This window comes from Paenibacillus sp. MDMC362 (genome assembly GCF_003269305.1).
Taxonomy (GTDB): Bacteria; Bacillota; Bacilli; order Paenibacillales; family Paenibacillaceae; genus Paenibacillus_AQ.
On record NZ_QLYT01000027.1, the window covers coordinates 1 to 18,039 of the forward strand.

Annotated in this window: 19 protein-coding genes; 12 read left to right on the top strand and 7 right to left on the bottom strand. The window is 49.5% G+C overall.

Going from position 1 to position 18,039, the window contains the following annotated elements; all coding sequences use genetic code 11:
- Positions 1–429: 429 nt before the first annotated feature.
- From DP091_RS14505 to DP091_RS14515, 3 genes are read right to left on the bottom strand one after another with little or no spacing between them, the layout of a single operon-like run.
- Entirely contained in the window at positions 430–1,350 is a 921-nt protein-coding gene (locus DP091_RS14505; RefSeq protein WP_113058969.1) for a glycine betaine ABC transporter substrate-binding protein, read from the bottom strand.
- 1 nt (position 1,351) lies between these two features.
- Positions 1,352–2,185: an ABC transporter permease gene (locus DP091_RS14510; RefSeq protein WP_113058970.1), complete on the bottom strand. Its 834-nt coding sequence runs from the start codon at positions 2,183–2,185 to the stop codon at positions 1,352–1,354.
- Positions 2,178–3,380 (bottom strand): quaternary amine ABC transporter ATP-binding protein, encoded by a 1,203-nt coding sequence (locus DP091_RS14515; protein ID WP_113058971.1) that lies wholly within the window; start codon positions 3,378–3,380, stop codon positions 2,178–2,180. The genes DP091_RS14510 and DP091_RS14515 overlap by 8 nt, the downstream gene beginning before the upstream one ends.
- A 372-nt stretch (positions 3,381–3,752) precedes the next feature.
- On the opposite strand from DP091_RS14515, the gene DP091_RS14520 reads away from it, so the two are divergent.
- From DP091_RS14520 to DP091_RS14565, 10 genes are all read left to right on the top strand, one after another.
- The gene (locus tag DP091_RS14520; protein WP_113058972.1) at positions 3,753–4,322 is read left to right on the top strand and encodes a GbsR/MarR family transcriptional regulator; all 570 of its coding nucleotides are present in this window, start codon (positions 3,753–3,755) and stop codon (positions 4,320–4,322) included.
- 168 nt (positions 4,323–4,490) lie between these two features.
- Entirely contained in the window at positions 4,491–5,819 is a 1,329-nt protein-coding gene (locus DP091_RS14525) for an alpha/beta hydrolase (RefSeq protein WP_113058973.1), read from the top strand.
- A gap of 42 nt (positions 5,820–5,861) precedes the next feature.
- Positions 5,862–6,422 carry a GNAT family N-acetyltransferase gene (locus tag DP091_RS14530; RefSeq protein WP_113058974.1) on the top strand — a complete coding sequence of 187 codons (561 nt, stop codon included), beginning with the start codon at positions 5,862–5,864 and terminating at the stop codon, positions 6,420–6,422.
- A gap of 172 nt (positions 6,423–6,594) precedes the next feature.
- Positions 6,595–7,092, top strand: a complete 498-nt coding sequence (locus DP091_RS14535) for a winged helix-turn-helix domain-containing protein (protein WP_113058975.1) — start codon at positions 6,595–6,597, stop codon at positions 7,090–7,092.
- Between the two features lie 64 nt (positions 7,093–7,156).
- Positions 7,157–8,485 (top strand): MFS transporter, encoded by a 1,329-nt coding sequence (locus tag DP091_RS14540; protein ID WP_113058976.1) that lies wholly within the window; start codon positions 7,157–7,159, stop codon positions 8,483–8,485.
- A 261-nt stretch (positions 8,486–8,746) separates the two neighbouring features.
- Positions 8,747–9,859 carry an outer membrane lipoprotein-sorting protein gene (locus DP091_RS14545; RefSeq protein ID WP_113058977.1) on the top strand — a complete coding sequence of 371 codons (1,113 nt, stop codon included), beginning with the start codon at positions 8,747–8,749 and terminating at the stop codon, positions 9,857–9,859.
- A gap of 270 nt (positions 9,860–10,129) precedes the next feature.
- Entirely contained in the window at positions 10,130–11,317 is a 1,188-nt protein-coding gene (gene alr, locus DP091_RS14550; RefSeq protein ID WP_113058978.1) for an alanine racemase, read from the top strand.
- A gap of 226 nt (positions 11,318–11,543) precedes the next feature.
- Complete coding sequence (locus DP091_RS14555; RefSeq protein WP_028406492.1) at positions 11,544–11,825, top strand: CopG family ribbon-helix-helix protein; 282 nt, start codon at positions 11,544–11,546, stop codon at positions 11,823–11,825.
- 3 nt (positions 11,826–11,828) lie between these two features.
- Positions 11,829–12,179, top strand: a complete 351-nt coding sequence (locus DP091_RS14560; protein ID WP_006212388.1) for a type II toxin-antitoxin system PemK/MazF family toxin — start codon at positions 11,829–11,831, stop codon at positions 12,177–12,179.
- A 442-nt stretch (positions 12,180–12,621) separates the two neighbouring features.
- Positions 12,622–14,838: a Tex family protein gene (locus tag DP091_RS14565; protein WP_113058979.1), complete on the top strand. Its 2,217-nt coding sequence runs from the start codon at positions 12,622–12,624 to the stop codon at positions 14,836–14,838.
- A 168-nt stretch (positions 14,839–15,006) separates the two neighbouring features.
- Here DP091_RS14565 and DP091_RS14570 read toward each other — a convergent pair whose 3' ends face one another.
- Positions 15,007–15,447: a GNAT family N-acetyltransferase gene (locus DP091_RS14570; protein WP_113058980.1), complete on the bottom strand. Its 441-nt coding sequence runs from the start codon at positions 15,445–15,447 to the stop codon at positions 15,007–15,009.
- Between the two features lie 67 nt (positions 15,448–15,514).
- A complete protein-coding gene (locus DP091_RS14575; protein ID WP_113058981.1) occupies positions 15,515–16,078 on the bottom strand; it encodes a CGNR zinc finger domain-containing protein in 564 nt (187 codons plus the stop codon).
- 146 nt (positions 16,079–16,224) lie between these two features.
- Between DP091_RS14575 and DP091_RS14580 the strand changes: the two genes are divergently transcribed.
- Positions 16,225–16,695 (top strand): DinB family protein, encoded by a 471-nt coding sequence (locus tag DP091_RS14580; protein WP_113058982.1) that lies wholly within the window; start codon positions 16,225–16,227, stop codon positions 16,693–16,695.
- 97 nt (positions 16,696–16,792) lie between these two features.
- On the opposite strand, the gene cmpA is transcribed toward DP091_RS14580, so the two are convergent.
- Positions 16,793–16,924: a cortex morphogenetic protein CmpA gene (cmpA, locus tag DP091_RS14585; RefSeq protein ID WP_015737250.1), complete on the bottom strand. Its 132-nt coding sequence runs from the start codon at positions 16,922–16,924 to the stop codon at positions 16,793–16,795.
- Positions 16,925–17,004: 80 nt separating this feature from the next.
- Positions 17,005–17,355 carry a hydrolase/acyltransferase gene (locus tag DP091_RS14590; RefSeq protein WP_100539079.1) on the bottom strand — a complete coding sequence of 117 codons (351 nt, stop codon included), beginning with the start codon at positions 17,353–17,355 and terminating at the stop codon, positions 17,005–17,007.
- A 98-nt stretch (positions 17,356–17,453) separates the two neighbouring features.
- On the opposite strand from DP091_RS14590, the gene DP091_RS14595 reads away from it, so the two are divergent.
- Positions 17,454–17,960 (top strand): SprT family protein, encoded by a 507-nt coding sequence (locus DP091_RS14595; protein ID WP_258394519.1) that lies wholly within the window; start codon positions 17,454–17,456, stop codon positions 17,958–17,960.
- Positions 17,961–18,039 lie beyond the last annotated feature (79 nt).

The window sequence follows — 18,039 nt, forward strand, 5'->3', positions numbered from 1 at the left end:
GTCACAGCATGTCCGGCATTAAATGAGTCTGACCGAATTGAACAGGTCAGACTCTCGAGCCGGGCCGACAAGCCTGTGAGTCCTAAGAGGATTCACAGCTTGCCCGGCAATGAATAAGGCAGCTGACCGTTTAGCAGTGGTCAGCTTAGCCCCTCCTGCGCCCAGCCCCCAAAAAAGCCATCCCAGACGATAGGGATGGCTCTCTTTGGTGGGAGGAAAGATTGGAGGCCATACTTAGGAACAGAGGATGTATACGTGGAGGAGACCTGGCGTTCGCCTTTGAAACCGGGAAAATACCGCAAGAATATCATCCCGTTTTCCTGGTTTCAACAGCGACCGGAACGGATACATCCTCCTCGGAACAGGCCGACTAATCTTGACCACCAAAAAAAGAAAACCATCCCATATACCCATGGGATGGTCTTTATATTACTTCAAATCCTCAATAGAATTGGCTTCCACGTAAGACGGAACTACCAGGCCGGTTTTCACGCCTTCCATGTTAGCGCCGAGGTCTTCGACTTGGTCTTTGAATTTATCCCAGTAGTCCGCATGCGTCAATGGAAGCCATGCTGCCACGGTTGCATCCACGTCGCCGTTGGCAACGCCAGTCCACATTGGGCCTGCTTCCACTTGAAGCGCCTCAACTTTGTATCCGAGCTTGTCTTCCATGATCACTTTCAGCAGATTGGTGCTGGCGATCTCGGAATCCCAAGCGACATAACTGAATTTGAAGCTTTTGCCGTCAACGGGCTGAACGCCTTCAAGCCAGGCATCGACTTTCTCCGCATTGTTGTCTGCCCATTCCTTCGCGGCAGCTTCAGGGTCCTGGCCTTCTTGAATCGCCGTCATAATCTGACCCATATCGTCGGACGTCCATTTGAAATTGCTCAGGAACTTGTAAGCTTCCGGATGATCTTCTTTCAGTCCAAGACGGACAACGGTGTGAATCTCTTCCGCTTCACCGAATACTTTCTTCGGATCCTCCAGATATTTCAGGTCATACTTGGAGAACATCCAGTGCGGAGTCCAACCGGTAATAATGATCGGATCCTCATTCTTAATGGCTTTGTTAAGGGTTGCCGTCATGGCAGCTCCGGAGCCTTCGACCAGTTTCCAGTCGGTCAATGCATATTCCTCAATTGCCGCCGCGGTCGCTTTCATAATGCCTGCACCTGGATCAATACCGATGATTTCATGTTTCACTTGTTCACCGAGGGAAGCAGTTGAACCGCCTTCAGCCCCTTTGTCCGTCGTTCCATCCGTTCCGCCATTTCCGCCCTGTCCGCAAGCAGACAAAACCAGAATAGCAGCCAAGCTGAGCAGCAACCAAAACTTCTGTTTCTTCAAATTAAGCACCCCTTTTTTTCGTTTTAAATATATTTTGTGTAAAGCGGTCTAGGACAATCGCCAAAATGACGACAGCCAAGCCAGCTTCAAACCCTTTACCAATTTGCAGCTGTGTTACGGCCCGGTAGACCTCGGCACCGATCCCTTGGGCACCGATCATCGAGGCGATGACGACCATCGACAAGGACAGCATGATGGTCTGGTTAATGCCGGCCATCAGGGTTGGCATCGCCAGAGGGAGCTGAACCTTGAACAATTTCTGTCCGGAAGTCGAACCGAATGCATCCGCAGCCTCCGTCAATTCACCGGATACTTGCATAATGCCAAGACGGGTCAGGCGAATCGTTGGCGGAATGGCGAAAATAACCGAAGCGATAACCCCTGGAACCACGCCCAAACTGAAGAATGTAACGGCAGGGAGCAAGTACACAAACGCCGGCATGGTTTGCATAAAATCAAGAACCGGTATGATCACGCGGGATGCCGACTTGCTGTAGGCCGCCCATATACCGAGCGGAACACCCAGTATAACGGAGATCAAGGCTGCCGTGATTACCAGGCTGAGCGTGCTCATGGTCTGTGACCAGTAACCCAAGTTATCGATGAGCAGAAAACCGATGGCTGTGAACAAAGTCAACGGCAGGCGGCCTAATAGGTAGGCAATGACGGCCAGGATGACAATGAACAGATACGGATGAGGCAGCATGAACAAATCCGTAAACAGCTGCACGATGTTTTCGATGATGAAGGAGATGGCGTCGAAGAATCCGGAGAAGACGTCTCCCATCCATTCGACCAAGGAATCCACCCAGCTTGCGAGAGGGATCTTAGGCATCTTGCGTCACCTCCTCGCTCTTGCTTTCTCCGGCCAGGGCACCAAGTACAGCACCGCGGACGATAACGCCCATCAATCGGCCGTTCTCATCCACAACGGCCAACGGTACTTTAGCCATGCTCGTAATTTCAAACAATTCATTCAGCAAAGTATCGGGTCCAACACTCGGACCGTCTGTAATGAGAATATCCGCAAGTTTACGGTTATTCTTCATGGCATCCGACGCATCCTCGGCCGTAATGACGCCAAGCAGCTTCTTGGAACGGTCGATGACGAACAGGTTCGAGATTCCCCGTTCACGCATAAGCTCCAGCGCAACGCGAGGTCCACGATCCATCGTAATGGTCTCCGGACGGCGCATAACGCGTGAAGCGGTAAGCACCTTGGACAGATCCACATCTTCCACGAACCGCTCAACGTAATCGTTGGCAGGCTGGGTCAAGATTTCTTCCGGCGTTCCGATCTGTACGATCGAACCGTCCTTCATCAAGGCAATGCGGTCGCCGATTCGAAGAGCTTCGTCCAGGTCATGCGTGATAAACACGATGGTTTTTTTCATTTTATCCTGGAGCTCGATCAATTCGTCCTGCATGTCTCTGCGAATGAGCGGATCCAGTGCGCTGAAGGCCTCATCCATTAGCAGAATCTCGGGATCATTAGCGAGTGCGCGGGCGAGCCCGACACGCTGCTGCATGCCGCCGCTAAGCTGATCGGGCATTTTTTCCTCCCAGCCCTTCAAGCCGACAAGCTCAAGCGACTTCATAGCCGCTTCGTGCCGCTTGCTTTTGTTTACCTTTTGAATTTCCAATCCGTACTCCACATTCTCTACAACCGAACGATGAGGGAACAAGGCGAACTTCTGGAACACCATGCTGATTTTTTTGCGTCGTACTTCACGCAGCTGTTCCTTGTTCATTTTTCGGAGATCCTTGCCGTGGATCAATATTTCGCCCGCTGTTGGTTCAATCAACCGATTTAGCAAACGGACCAACGTAGACTTACCGCTGCCTGACAGCCCCATGATGACAAAGATCTCGCCTTCGTGGATATCGAAGCTGACACGGTTAACGCCAACCGTTATGTTCTTTTCTTTCGCAATACGCGCTTTACTCCAGCCTTGCTCCAGCAATTGAATCCCTTGTTCCGGATTCGCGCCGAACAATTTGCTGACTTTGTTAACTTGCAGAATAGCCAAAAGTACTCCTCCTTTTATTGTATAGAGACGCGTCCATTTGACCGAGTCTTCTTATTCCTGTCGTCTCGTAAACCCATGTCACCCATTGTAACAACCGATACGTAAAGTATCAAACGTTATATCCGTACATAAAGTACGTACAGTAAAAACTGTACAAAGTTATCCTTTGAAATGCTCCCATATGCTCCAATATCCTCTAGAGCGATCTTCTTTACTTTTAAAATAGCTTTCCCTACAATAGATCAGAGAATGTGTGTGGATTGGGGCTTGTTTAGATTTCATGGAGATCGTTCACACTACACTTCGAGTCCACCTAGTTTTGTTGTATTGACATGACTTCTTGGATGGCTACAGAAAGAGGAGGCTGCAAGCATGGGCTTGTACCATTTAGATGATGAACGGCAGGCAGCCGTGCATAAGATTCGTAAGCGTGTCATTGAAAATATTGGACGGAATATGGATTTGTACGGCATTCCACTCTCAACGGGACATTTATACGGATTGCTTTATTTTGCGGATAAACCGATGAACCTCGATGAAATGGGACAGGAAATGAAAATGAGCAAGACCAGCATGAGTACAGGCGTGCGGACGTTGCTCGATTATAAAATGGTAAACAAGGTGTGGGAGAAAGGCTCCCGCAAGGATTTGTATGAAGTGGAGTATGATTGGTACCAGAGCTTCGTGGATTTCTTTGATATTAAATGGAGAAAATCGGTGGAGAGCAACATTCTGGTTCTGCGCAAAGCGCTCGACGAAACGGAGAAGCTCCGTAAAGCACATGAAGATGATGAAGAACTGACAGCGGTGCTGCAAGAGGATCAGGCGAAGATGCGTGAGGCCGTTGCTTATTATAAATGGCTGGAACGATTGATTGATACTTTTGTGGATGGCGAGATCTTTAATTATGTGCCGAAAGAGCCGCCGGAAGGTAAATCCTGATATTGAAAATGGGGGAATTCCCCAGTATAATGTGGAGTAAGGCAATGCTTACCTAAGAGGTACAACCTGATTTTATCGGGTTGTGCCTCTTTTTGTTATCTGGCATCGCCTGAAGTGAATAACCGCAAACAAGCGTATGTGGTGCAAAAATAGTCAGGAGGGGTTAGAATGGTCAGTATGTCCTCAAGAATGGTAGAAATTGCAGATTTTCCATCGGTTAACTTAGGCAATACCCGAAGTTTGTATGTATATCTTCCACCCAGTTATCATGAGAATACGGAGAAGCATTATGCCGTACTCTATATGCATGACGGGCAGCATGTATTTTCAGCGGATGAAAGAGGCGGTTCTTGGGATATGCACGTCACCGCGGATCGGCTGGTTTCCGAAGGACGGATGCAGGAGATTATAATCGTTGGCATCGCAACGGTTCCCCATCAAAGACTGAATGAATACTTTCATGACAATCCAAGGATGCATGAGGTGTTTGATCCTCCGTTTGCCGGCGAACGTTACGAATTATTTATTATTGAAGAAGTCATGCCCTATATCAATCAGAACTTTCGCACGTTGAGGGGCCCTCAGCATACCGCCATGATGGGTTCGTCTGCGGGCGGGATCGTCACCTACAATATCGGCTTTAGAAGACCGGACGTGTTCGGAAGCATAGCGGTCATGTCGCCTTATTTCGTGAAAGCTCATTTTGATGCTCAGGGAGAGCTTAAGGAACATCCCTTTTATGAAAGATACGGCACGCATCCCGATCTAAAGTTATGGCTGGATATGGGCGGCGCGGAAGGGGTTTTCATGGAAAAATACGCACGGGAGGAAGCAGAACGTTTGATCCAAGACGGATTTGTGCCGGGGGAAGATCTCATGCTGTTCCTTGATCCGGGAGCGGCTCACAGCCAAAGCGACTGGGCAGGCAGAGCGCAAGCGCCGCTGCTGTATTTTTTCGGCGACATTGGAGAACCAGCCTCGATTAGGCTGCATGGAGATGGCGTCGTAGGGGTGAACGGACCCGTCAAGCAACTGAATCCGGTCATTACATACGACAGCGGATTTGTGCAAACGTTGATGAACGGAACCTACCATGTCGAGGAGCCGGAATTGCTCACGCTGCAACCGGACGGAACGATGAGGCCTCGATCATCAGGCAGTACCCGGGTTACGCTGCAAATGGGAAGCTTGAGCGCAGATAAAGAGATTACGATCGTTGAACAACTGCCTGAGCTTGTGAAAATCACGATTCAGGTGAAGGTACCGCCTTCGACACCAGCCTCCTCCACGATCTATGCCGGATTTGAGATTCCGTACTGCGGAGATGACATATATAGGGGAAGTGCAATGGTACCTCATGGCTTGTCTTTTACGTTCAAGGTATCAAGAGGGTTTGGACTGCACGAGAAGATCGGGGATCCTGAAGTTAAACGGCGTTCTTTCACAGCATCGTCCGAGATGGAGCTGTTTTATGAGGTTGAGGACTGGGATACTTGAATGATGAAATTGCATTGAATTGTAATCGGAGGATGAATAGGCATGAGCATCAGATCAGCTAGACCACAGGATGCAGCTGCAGCGGCAAGGCTGCTGTACGACGCACTGCACGATGTGGCCCATCAATTAACAGGGGAAGACAGTGAAGAGAAAGTGCTCGAAGTGCTGGAGCAATATTTCCGGGCAGACGAGGGCAGGCTCAGTTATCGTCAGGCTGCCGTGAAAGAGATCGACGGCGAGGTAGCGGGCATTATCGTCGCTTACGGCGGGGATCAAGCGGCCGAATTGGATCGTCCGATTCTGGATCGCTTGCGGAAGCTTAAGAATGACCCTTCCGTAGCGCTGGACAAAGAGGCAGACGAGGATGAGTATTATATCGATACGTTATCCGTTTCACCGCAGTTTGGAGGAAAGGGGATCGGTTCGGCGCTCATCGATCATGCAGAGAACCGGGCAAAGGAGCTTACGTATCGTAAAATCGCTCTCGCTGTGGTAACGGACAATGATCGCGCCCATTCTTTGTACGACAGAAGAGGATATAAAACGGATAAGGAAATCATGATTAACGGGCATGTTTATTATCATATGGTCAAACCCGTTTAGAAAAAAATAAACAATTTATAAGCCGCCTATTTACAAATGGTAATAGGTGGTTTATTATTGTGTCATACCGATCTAGAAAATTAGAATGACAAATTAAAATAGAATGGACAAAAATAACCGTTTGATTTACGCAATTAGAATGAATGATTCAATTAGAATGGAGTGTTGAGCTATGGAACAAGATCAAAATCAAAGCATCGAAATATCGGTGGAACAAGCGAAGCTGCTCGGGAGCGCCCAGCGCGTGAAAATTCTCGGAACCATACTGGATACGGCCAAAACCTCAAAACAAGTAGCGGATGAATTGGGAGATTCGCCGGGAAGCATCCACTATCATATTCAGAAGTTATATGACGGCGGGCTGATAGATTTGGTGGAGACCCGGACGGTCGGTGGCATCGTAGAGAAGTATTATAAATCCAAGGCGAAGTGGTTTAACACCAAGGGAACGCAAACGATGGACCCGGTTCTTGCCGAAGATTATGCAGCGGCGACCCGTACAAGAATCAGCTTGAGGCTGCAGTTGGACGCAGACCAATATGAAGAGATGACAACGGAATTCAAAGAGCTGCTTGAAAAATGGGTGAACAAAACCCTCACGACCAAAGGGAAAGACAGTAAGGAGTATGCCGTCGGGATCAACGTGGTTTCGACGGAAACGTCCGATTAGGAAGGGGCTTCCAGAGCCTCTTCTCTCCAAAACTACTAAACACTAAATCAAGGAGTGTTCCTCTATGGAAATATTAAAAAATCGCAATTTCCTGCTGTTGTTCGTTGGCCGAATTCTTACGAATATCGGCGACAGCCTGTACGCGGTAGCGGCCATGTGGCTGGTGTACGATCTCGGAGGCTCGACGCTGTACACGGGGCTTGCCGGATTCCTCTCGATTCTGCCCCGAATCATTCAACTGCTATCCGGTCCGATGATTGACAGCGTTCCTATACGGGGGCTTCTGGTGTACACCCAGTTATTTCAGGCGCTTCTTCTGTTGATCGTTCCGCTTGCATTTTATTTCGACTTTCTGACGGTCGGCGTTGTACTGGCGATTACACCGATTCTGTCCACGCTGAATATGTGGGTATATCCGGCCCAAATGTCGGCCCTTCCCAAAATTCTTGATAAGAAGCAGCTGACGCAAGGCAACTCGCTGTTCTCCTTAGCCTATCAAGGCATCGATGTCGCTTGCAACGCAATATCCGGCGTGTTGATTATTGTGCTGGGCGCAGTATCCCTTTACTTATGGAACTCCATTGGCTTCTTTATCGGAGCGCTGTTATTCTCGCAATTGAAAATCAAGAAATCCATCAAAACTTCCGATAACAACGACAATAAAATATCAACAAATAATACCGTAACTTCAAAAACTAAGCCTAATGCCCTTAAAAATTATTGGGCGGACATGAAGGAAGGTCTTCGCTACATTCTGGCAACCCCGCTCGCACGGGTGCAAATGGGAATGATTGTCATCAATGCTGCGGGCGGCGCTACCTTTACGGTTATGCCAGCGTTTGCCGACAGCCTCGGCGGAGCCGGCGTCTACGGTATATTGCTCATGGCTCAGGCTTTCGGAAGTTTGCTTGGAGCGATCCTGGCTCCGTATTTGAAACTGGAGCGCCTGCCCCTAGGATATATTTTTGCCGGAGCGTTCTGTTTATCGGGTGCTGCCTGGTGTCTCAGCGTATTCACCCCTTGGACTTGGCTTGTCGTTCTGGTGTACGGTTTGGCATGGTTTCCCGGAGGGATTACGAACGTTATCATCAATTCGGTCATTCAGAAGGCAATACCCGAGAAAAGATTGGGCACGGTGTTCGCGGCAGCCAGCGGACTCAGCGGAATTGCCATGCCGCTTGGCAGCCTGATCGGAGGTGCCCTTGGCGTGGTTGCGGCAAGTTCCTCCATTATCGCGGGATGCGGAATCGCCGTGCTCAGCGTAGGGATCTTCTGGGTCTTTGATTCGACTACCCGTAGTCTTCCGTCACCTGACAATGTAGATGAAGAATGGTTCGCGCCTTATACGAATGCGGCTCCTGAGAAGTCCGTTTCTATGCACACTGCCCCTTAGAGTTAGTTAACGTCGACCAGCTTCTACACTTACAGAGACCTAAAAGAATAGAGCCTGTACTGATTACTTTCATCTATCGAAGCCGAGGATGAATCAGCGATTGACGGATTCATCCCGGCTCTTTTTATCGTTTAAGCGAAGTGTAAACGCCTGCCGAGTACCAACGCAGCGATGCTTGTCAGGCTAGTCTGCATAATGTGACCAAGTCCCTCATAGACATGTATCAATCAAGTCAAAACAAGTGTTGAAGGGGATGATGACATGCGCCGGATTTCATGGGTGCTGCTCGCGGTAGTATTATGCTTAACAACAATACTGGCGGGATGCGGGAAGAAGAATGCTGACAGCGTTGTGAAGGATCTGGGCAAGGTGGCTGATAAGCTGGAAAGTGCCAAGGGCGCTTACCAGGGAGCGGGCGTTATGACCATACATACCGGTTCGGCGCCGCAGGAGTATCAGGTTGAGGTATGGTACCAGTCTCCATCTTATTACCGGATCAGCTTAACCAATGGGCAAAAGGATATTACGCAAATCGTGCTTCGCAACGATGACGGCGTGTTCGTTCTGACGCCGAGCTTAAACAAAAGCTTCCGCTTCAAAAGCGACTGGCCGGATAATCAGGGACAGGTATATCTGTACCAAACGCTGCTCAGCAGCATTCTGAGCGACAACACCCGTCAGTTTGCCGAGGATAAGGATAGTTACGTGTTTGATGTAGCCGCCAATTACCACAGCCATTCCTTGATTCGTCAGAAGATTTGGCTCGCCAAGGACAACTACACGCCGAAACAGGTACAAGTGTCGGATTCCGAAGCGAATGTGGTTGTTGAGGTGAAATTCAACACCTTTACCTTTGATACGAACCTCACTAAGGATTCGTTTGATACGAACAAGAATCTAAGTGCCATGAACGATGCGAAGGGGACCCTGGCGGAAGTGGACGAGAACGGGGTACCGGTGGCTTCCAGTACGGAAGGTAACGGCACTCAGGGAACCGAAGGTTTGACGGAAGCGGCTTCGGGTCGCGATATGGGATCCTTCGGCATCATCTATCCGGAATATGTGCCTGCAGGGGTCACGAACAAAGACACGATGGAAGTTCCGGAGAGCAAGGATCATGCGGTTATTCTGAAGTATGACGGTGTGTATCAATACACGATTATGGAATCCAGACCGGTGGATCGTGCGGTTTCCCTCGTACCGGGCGAGGCCGTGTATATCGACTTCACAACGGTTGGCCTGCTCACCGGTGATCAGCAAAGAACGCTGACCTGGAATTCGGAAGGCGTGGAATACCGAATTACGAGCGCCAACCTGCCTGTTGAAGAAATGAAGAAAGTCGCTGCTTCCATGCAGGGAGAATCGGGTAAATAATACGAAGTAGGCGGATACCGAGCGTTGAAGGAGGGCAAAATTCCGACAATGAGGCCATTCGCCTCTTTTCCAAATAAAGGTACTCCGTTCGTGGGCTCATCGCTATTTCTTGCAGATATTCCGATGTTTCACCAAGTTTCGCACCCGGGGGGAACCACGAGCCTCATAAATAAGCAATTTGCCTCAATTGACAGTTGCCTCCGGGAACATTACCATTAATCTAATGTAAAGCATAATGCTTTTTTCAAACTGGTAAGAAGGTGACTGGAATTGCAAGCGATATATCGACCTACCCTGGCGGAGATCAACCTGGACCATCTGCGCGCCAACTATAACGCTTTTCGTGAGGCGCTGCCAAGCCACATGAAATTGCTGGCTTGTGTGAAGGCTAACGCCTATGGTCACGGTGCTGTAGAAGTGGCACGCGAACTTCAGCAACTGGGGGTGGCTTATTTAAGCGTAGCTTTCTTGGATGAAGCGCTCGAGCTTCGGCAAGGAGGCATCTCTAGCCCGATCCTGGTGCTCGGTTATACACCACCGGAGGCTGTAGAGATCGCTTATGAGCATGATGTAACCATAACCCTGTTCAGTTCGGAAGTGCTCCAAGCGATAAAGGCACTGCCGGTCCAGCCGGAGAAGCCACTCAAGGTACACATCAAGATTGACAGCGGAATGGGTCGTTTGGGCCTGCTTCCAGGCGAAGATGCAATTTCTTTTATAGAAGAAGTATTTTCGCTGCCGCAGGTTGTTGTCGAAGGAATGTTTACCCATTTTGCAAGAGCGGACGAAGAGAACAAAGACTATACGTTGGGACAGTACCGCCGTTTTCAGGGCGTAGCGGACGCTCTTCGGGATAAGGACTACCATATCCCGCTCATACATACGGGCAACAGCGCTGCTGCGATTGATACACCCGAATTATCCTATGATATGGTTCGTGTCGGCATCAGCTTGTACGGACTGTATCCTTCGGATGAGGTGAATCGAAAAATAGTGAGCCTCCGCCCTGTCATGACGTTAAAGACAAAGCTTGTCTACGTCAAAAATTTACCTCCGCATTCCGGTATCAGCTACGGGACGAAGTATGTAACGGAGGAGGAAGAGCAAATTGGAACCCTCCCCATCGGTTACGCCGATGGCTTCTCGCGTATGCTGAGCGGTAAAGTGGAAGTACTGATACGCGGCCGCCGCGTCCCTGTTGTCGGAACCATCTGTATGGACCAATGTATGGTATCGCTCAAACCTTTCGCCGACGAGGCGGAACAAATTAAAGCTGGTGAAGAGGTTGTACTCATCGGTCAGCAGTCTGACGAATGCATCACGGCAGATGAGCTGGCGTCCAAGCTGGGGACGATCCACTATGAGGTCGTCTGCATGATTGCCCACCGGGTACCACGTACGTATATACGTAATGATATACCCGTGAAGACCGTGAATGCACTCTGGAGCAACCTTTAAAAAGTCATGTCACCGTAAGTAATTTATTCAGGAAAGAAGGAATAAGTACAGACCTTCCCGAATTAGGAATATGTCGTTTAAGTCTGTACGAAAGTGTCGATTGTAGTTTATAATGATATGCAGCATACTTGATATACCTTCGGCATATATATTCTTTTGTATAATTTTCCTTGAATAATGTAATACTGGTGCACAGGGCGAGAAGGTTGTGGGGGTGTAATAGAGGGTGGCCAATATGCAGAACACCAAACGAATCATGATCAGTTTACCGGATCATCTTTTGCAGGAAGTGGACGGGATCGCTCAGCTGGAAAATTCCAACCGCAGTGAGCTTATTAGGCAAGCCATGAAGTTGTACCTGAATGAACGGAAGAAACGTTACATTCGTGAATCCATGCAGCGGGGTTATATGGAAATGGCCAAAATTAACCTGACCATGGCTTCTGAGGCGTTTCACGCGGAGGAAGATGCAGACAACACTCTAGACCGCTTAGTAAGCGGGGTGTAGACAGTGATCGTTAAACGGGGCGACGTATTTTTTGCGGATTTATCACCTGTTGTCGGTTCTGAACAGGGCGGCGTAAGGCCAGTCCTTGTCATTCAGAACGATATCGGCAACCGGTTTAGTCCGACTGTGATTGTTGCAGCCATTACGGCACAGATTCAAAAAGCCAAGCTGCCGACTCACGTCGAAATCGACGCGGCGTCGCATGGATTTGACCGGGATTCCGTCATTTTGCTAGAGCAGATCCGGACGATTGATAAGCAGCGGCTAACCGACAAAATCACCCATCTTGATGATGAAATGATGAGTAAGGTGGATGATTCCCTGCAAATAAGTCTGGGCTTGATTGATTTTTGATTCCATTCAAGCGCTAACGTTTTCCACATAGAATGTTATGACTAAAAACCCTCAAGGAATAACTCCTTGAGGGTTTTTATATGGAGGGTATGTTTGAAGGGCGCGGCAATGGCTGCATGAGACTAAAAGAGTGGCGGATTACGCGTTTGTAGGTATGAGGATGTAGGCCGTTGTGACCGCCGCTACGATAAATATAAGGCAGACAACGGACCAGGCAATCGCATGTTTGTCATTCATCTAAGGTGACCTCCTGATTGTAATGAGGTGCAGATATCCGGCAGCAGCATTCTCGCATACTAAGAATATAAATTAAATCTTAAAATCAGATGAATTTGACATTAAGAGCAGCTTAAAGCCTTATGAAGTGAGCGATGTAGTGGAAATGCGCGCTTAAGTTTGGGATAATAGCAAATATAGTTTCATTGAAGAAAGAGGGATATCATTGTCTGAATTAGAAGCTGTTGTGGAAGTAAACGAGGAACAGATTCGCAAGGAAGAATCGAAACGGATCGTGAAGCAGATCGCGAAGGAGCTTCAATTGTCCGAAAAACAGGTGCGCACGACCGTTGAACTTCTGGATGAGGGCAATACCATACCGTTTATTGCGCGGTACCGTAAAGAAATGACAGGCGAACTGGATGAGAACCAATTACGTGATATTGAAGAACGGACTGGCTATCTGCGCAATTTGGAGATCCGTAAGCGGGAAGTCATCCGCATCATAGAGGAGCAAGGCAAGCTGACGGAAGATCTGAAGGCATCGATTACCGCCGCCGTTAAGCTGCAAGAGGTAGAGGATCTATACCGTCCGTATAAGCAAAAGCGTAAAACCCGGGCAAGCGTAGCCAAGGAAAAAGGGCTTGAGCCTTTGTCGGAGTGGATATGGTCGCAGCCGAAGCAGGCTGATGTGATGGTTGAGGCAGCCAAGTATGTGGATGAGGAGAAGGGTGTGGCTTCGGCAGAAGAGGCTGTGCAAGGCGCGATGGATATACTGGCTGAAAACATTGCCGATGACGCGACCGTTCGTTCCTGGGTTCGCAGGTACAGCTTGGACCACGGCATATTGACCTCAGAGGCGAAGGATACCGAAGTGGAATCCGTATACGAGAACTATTACAATTACCGGGAATTGGCGAAGAAAATGCCGCCGCACCGGATTTTGGCCATTAACCGGGGAGAGCGCGAGAATATTTTGAAGGTAGGGCTTGATGTACCTTCCGAATCCATTCACGCGTATATCGGCAAGCAGGTGCTTAAAGGTCCATCAGCCGTCACGGACATTCTTACGGCGGTGATCGAGGATTCATACAAGCGCCTTATTGCTCCATCGATTGAACGGGAAGTCCGGGGAGAGCTGACGGAAAAAGGGGAGAACCAGGCAATCTCCATCTTTGCCGGGAACCTGCGCAGCCTGCTGCTGCAGCCGCCGGTGAAGGGACGCTGTGTGCTGGGCGTTGACCCGGCCTACCGTACCGGTTGTAAGCTGGCGGTGGTCGATGATACGGGCAAGCTGCTTGAGGTGGCCGTAACCTATCCGACGCCGCCGGCCAACAAGAAGCAGGAGGCGGCCGCGAAGTTTAAGGAGCTGATTGCCAAATACGGCATCAAGCTTATTGTCATTGGAAACGGTACGGCATCCCGTGAAACGGAGCAGTTCGTAGCCGAAGAAGTTATTGCGGAGCTTGCTGACCCTGAGCTGGCATACCTCATCGTCAATGAAGCAGGAGCAAGCGTGTACTCGGCCTCGAAGCTGGCGCAGGAAGAGTTTCCGGATCTTGATGTCGCTGAGCGCAGCGCTGCCTCGATTGCCCGCCGTGTACAGGACCCGCTGGCCGAGCTGGTGAAGATCGATCCGAAATCGATCGGCGTGGGCCAATATCAGCATGACGTAACCCAGAAGCATCTGGAGGAGAGCTTGAAGGCCGTCGTGGAGTCTGCGGTTAACCATGTCGGTGTGGATGTGAATACGGCATCGCCGTCACTACTATCCTATGTGGCCGGCATCAATGCCACGATTGCCAAAAATATCGTGAAATACCGGGAAGAGAACGGGAAGTTTGTCAGCCGGAAGCAGCTCCAGAAGGTTCCGCGTCTCGGTGCCAAGACCTATGAGCAGTGCGTGGGCTTTATGCGGATTTCGGAAGGCGAGAACCTATTGGATCGTACCCCGATTCACCCGGAATCCTATGCGGTGGTTGACCGTTTGTTCAAAGAGCTTCAGGTAAGCCTGGACAAGCTTGGAAGCAAGGAGCTCGCTGAACTGCTGGATGCCCAGCAGCCCGAGAGCCTTGCCGTGAAGCTGGAGGTTGGCGTGCCGACGCTGCGCGATATACTGGACAGCTTGCAGCGCCCGGGACGCGATCCGCGGGAGGAATTGCCGCTGCCGATTTTCCGTCAGGACGTACTGAAGATCGAGGATCTCATGCCGGGAATGGAGCTGCAGGGAACGGTACGCAATGTCATCGATTTTGGCGCCTTTGTGGATATTGGCATCAAGAGCGACGGCCTGGTGCATATTTCCCAGCTGAGCGATGGATTTGTCAAACACCCGATGGATGTTGTCTCTGTGGGGGATAACGTTACCGTGTGGGTGTTGAATGTAGATTTGAAGAAAGGCCGCGTCGGATTGACGATGCGCAAGCCGAAAGATCAGTCATAGGAACTGCTGCGCTAAATAGAAGAAGAGCCGTAACTCCTTGAACTGTACCCAATTGCTAGATATGACCTAACATTTGGGGGCGCAGTTTCCTTTGGGGAGAACGGCTCTTTTTTTTGCATAATCCTTGATCTGGAATAAGAGCTAACGGGGCATGTCCTGGCGGTTGGCTTAGCCATGGCTCAGCTTTAACAGCAGTACTTTTTTATCGTATCTTTCGAGACACCAATGATATTTTGCTGAAATTTTGGGTTCGACTGCGGGAGCATTTACATCGATTTCATGAAAACCAAACTTCTTATAGAAATGCTGCAGCTCCTCAAACGGAATGCAGTAAACCGTCTTTAAACCTAGTCTCTTTGATTCTTCCACCAGAAACGAGACGACTTCGTGCGCGAGGGACTGGCCTCTAAACTGGTCCAGGATATAAATACCGCCGAGTTCGGCCTCGTGTTCATTAAGTCTAACCAATCGACCGACTCCTGCGTAGTCGTCTTGCGACATGACGATGGCAATGATTTCATTGTCCAGTGAACTTGGCTGAAAGCCGATGTGTTCGTAATGTTGATTGACCCAAGGCAATTCTGCCTGTGTCACCCTTTTGATACTCATGATTTAATCACCTCTGCGTCTTTAAAATGTATGTTGAGGGATGCTGCACGCAGCATAAGCATTCGGCTTAGTCCTCGCTGTCCGATGATTGCTGCTTTTTCTTCGCCCGGAATCGTCTGACCTTCATCAGATTGCCGCACATTTTATCGTCGCAGTACCGTTTGGAACGGTTACGCGTGTCGTCGTAATATACCCAGAGGCAATCGGGATTCGTGCAGATGCGGAACCGGGATAACTCGCCTTGCTCGATGGCTTGCGCAAAGGAGCCGGCAATCTCGGCAGCCGCTGCTTGCAGGCCAGGATTTTGGAGGATATAGGACAGCGCCAAATTCTGATCCTCATCGATCTCCAGATGGCGAATAACGGGTCCAGCAGCCATCCAGCGGTTTAATTGCTCTATCTCCATGGGAGAGGGTGGCTCCCCTGCGACGATGTGTTGAACGCACGTCAACAGGAAGGAACGAAGCTGCCTCAACAGCCCCAGCCCATCCGGGGTCAGGGGCAGGCTGACTTGAAGCTGATATTGGTTCATGAAATCGGTGAGCCAATCCACTCGGGCAAGCCGGTCCTCGGATCGGCCGCTGCCTCTCCAGTCATGCCATTCGCTGTTTATAAAATCATCCCATAACATGAAATTCATCCTTTCTCATCTCATTATTGTAACAAGTAAATATTAATGTTGCTAGTTACTTGTAATGGGCTCCGAAGTGTGTTAATTTTTATGTAACATGCTATTTAACTTATGGTGGTTACGAATTCGATACGGAGGCGATGGTTATGAACATGAAGGAGCTGCTGCTCCAGAACTGGGATTATGCGATGGGGCAAGAGGATTGGTATCCGCCGATTCTTCCTGCCCTGAAGGACGTAACAGTTGAGCAGGCTTTGTGGAAACCGGAAGGGCAGGCGGCAAATTCCATTTGGGAGAACGTGCAGCATTTGCTGTATTACAAGCAGCGTCTGCTCGCGAGATTGGAAGGAACGCCGCTTCCTAATGAAGGAATCGGCAATGACGAGACGTTTCTTATTCATGACACAAGTGAGGGGGCATGGAATACGGCTCGGGAGCAGCTTCAGGATGTTCATGCCGTTTTACGACAGAAGATGGAAGTGATGACGGAGGCGGAGATCATCGAATCGCCGCAGCGAATACTTAGCTTAATCATGCATGATGCGTATCATACGGGACAAATTGTTTTTCTCCGGAAGCTTCAGGGGTCTTGGCCAGCTAAACGCAGTGACCTATAAGTATAACATTCGTCCATTCAGCCATCATAATAAATGCAAAAATAAGCCGGACAGGGCGTCCGGCTTATTGTCATACCTATGGATCGGTTGCAGTGCACTAACGGGCATTCGAGTTTTCTTCGCCCGGTGAATTCCGGTAAAAGTACCAGCATTCGTTCAGCAGTTTGATCTGACGTCTGTCCTTTTTGCGAAAAGCGCGTGTCAATTGATTGCAGAGCCATTGCGGCAAGGGTATCTCCTCCTCTTGCTAATTCCATCTGTATGGATAGCATATGGGGAAAAAGCCCAAAGCGTGCAGGTCTACCTCGATTATTGCGCTTCTTCCTCGTACCATTGCTCAAGCTGCGCTTGGAGAGCACGAATTTCGGTAAGCAACGAGATGAGCGGATATTCCGTTTCCTTAAGGGAAGCAAAGGCCTGCTCAAGCTCATTTATGTATTCCAGACCACCTTGAATGCTCAGCGATTCCTGAAGCAGATCCAGATTGTCGCATTCGGCTACAGCAAGAGGCAGCTGAGGTTTGCCTGCAGCGGTGAGTTTATCGATTTCCTTATTGAGGCGTAAATTCAGAGCACTGAGCTGGTAAGCATAGTCACTGGGCATTTCGACAAATAACAGCTCGTCCTGTCCTTTTAAAATAACGTAGCGCATGTTCGGCATGATTGCAGGTTCTCCCTCCATACTTTCTACTTGACAGTGTAGCCCAGAGAGAAGTTAAAATTCAAGTAGCATTTATAAGGCAAAAGGAAGGATCAGACATGGTGACGATCAACGAGATGAGTAATGAAGAACTGCAGGCATGGGTCGAGAAAATCTCGCTGGAAAGCTTCCGGGTTCCGTTCAGGCATCAGGCTACGTTTAACCGGCGATTGTCTTCAACAGGCGGCCGTTATTTCATGAAAAGCCATAACATCGAGATCAATCCGCATCAGCTTGCTACGAACGGTAAGGATGAGGTAGAGAAGATCATCAAGCATGAGCTGTGCCATTATCATCTTCATATCGCGGGCAGGGGATATCGGCATCGGGACGCTGATTTCAAAAACCTGCTGCAAGCCGTTGGAGGGAGCCGTTTCTGCAAATCCTTACCGAGGGGTAAGGCCGCGGGCCGGCGTCAACCGGAACCATACCGATATAAACTACGCTGCAGCGTCTGCGGAACCGAATATCTGCGTAAACGGAAGATGAATCCCGCCCGGTATCGGTGCGGAACGTGCAGCGGACGCCTTACACTCCTGAAGCTTGACTCCCCCATGAAGTCATGATAAATTATTTATATCCAACTTAATGTTCCCTGATAGCTCAGTTGGTAGAGCACTCGACTGTTAATCGAGTTGTCACAGG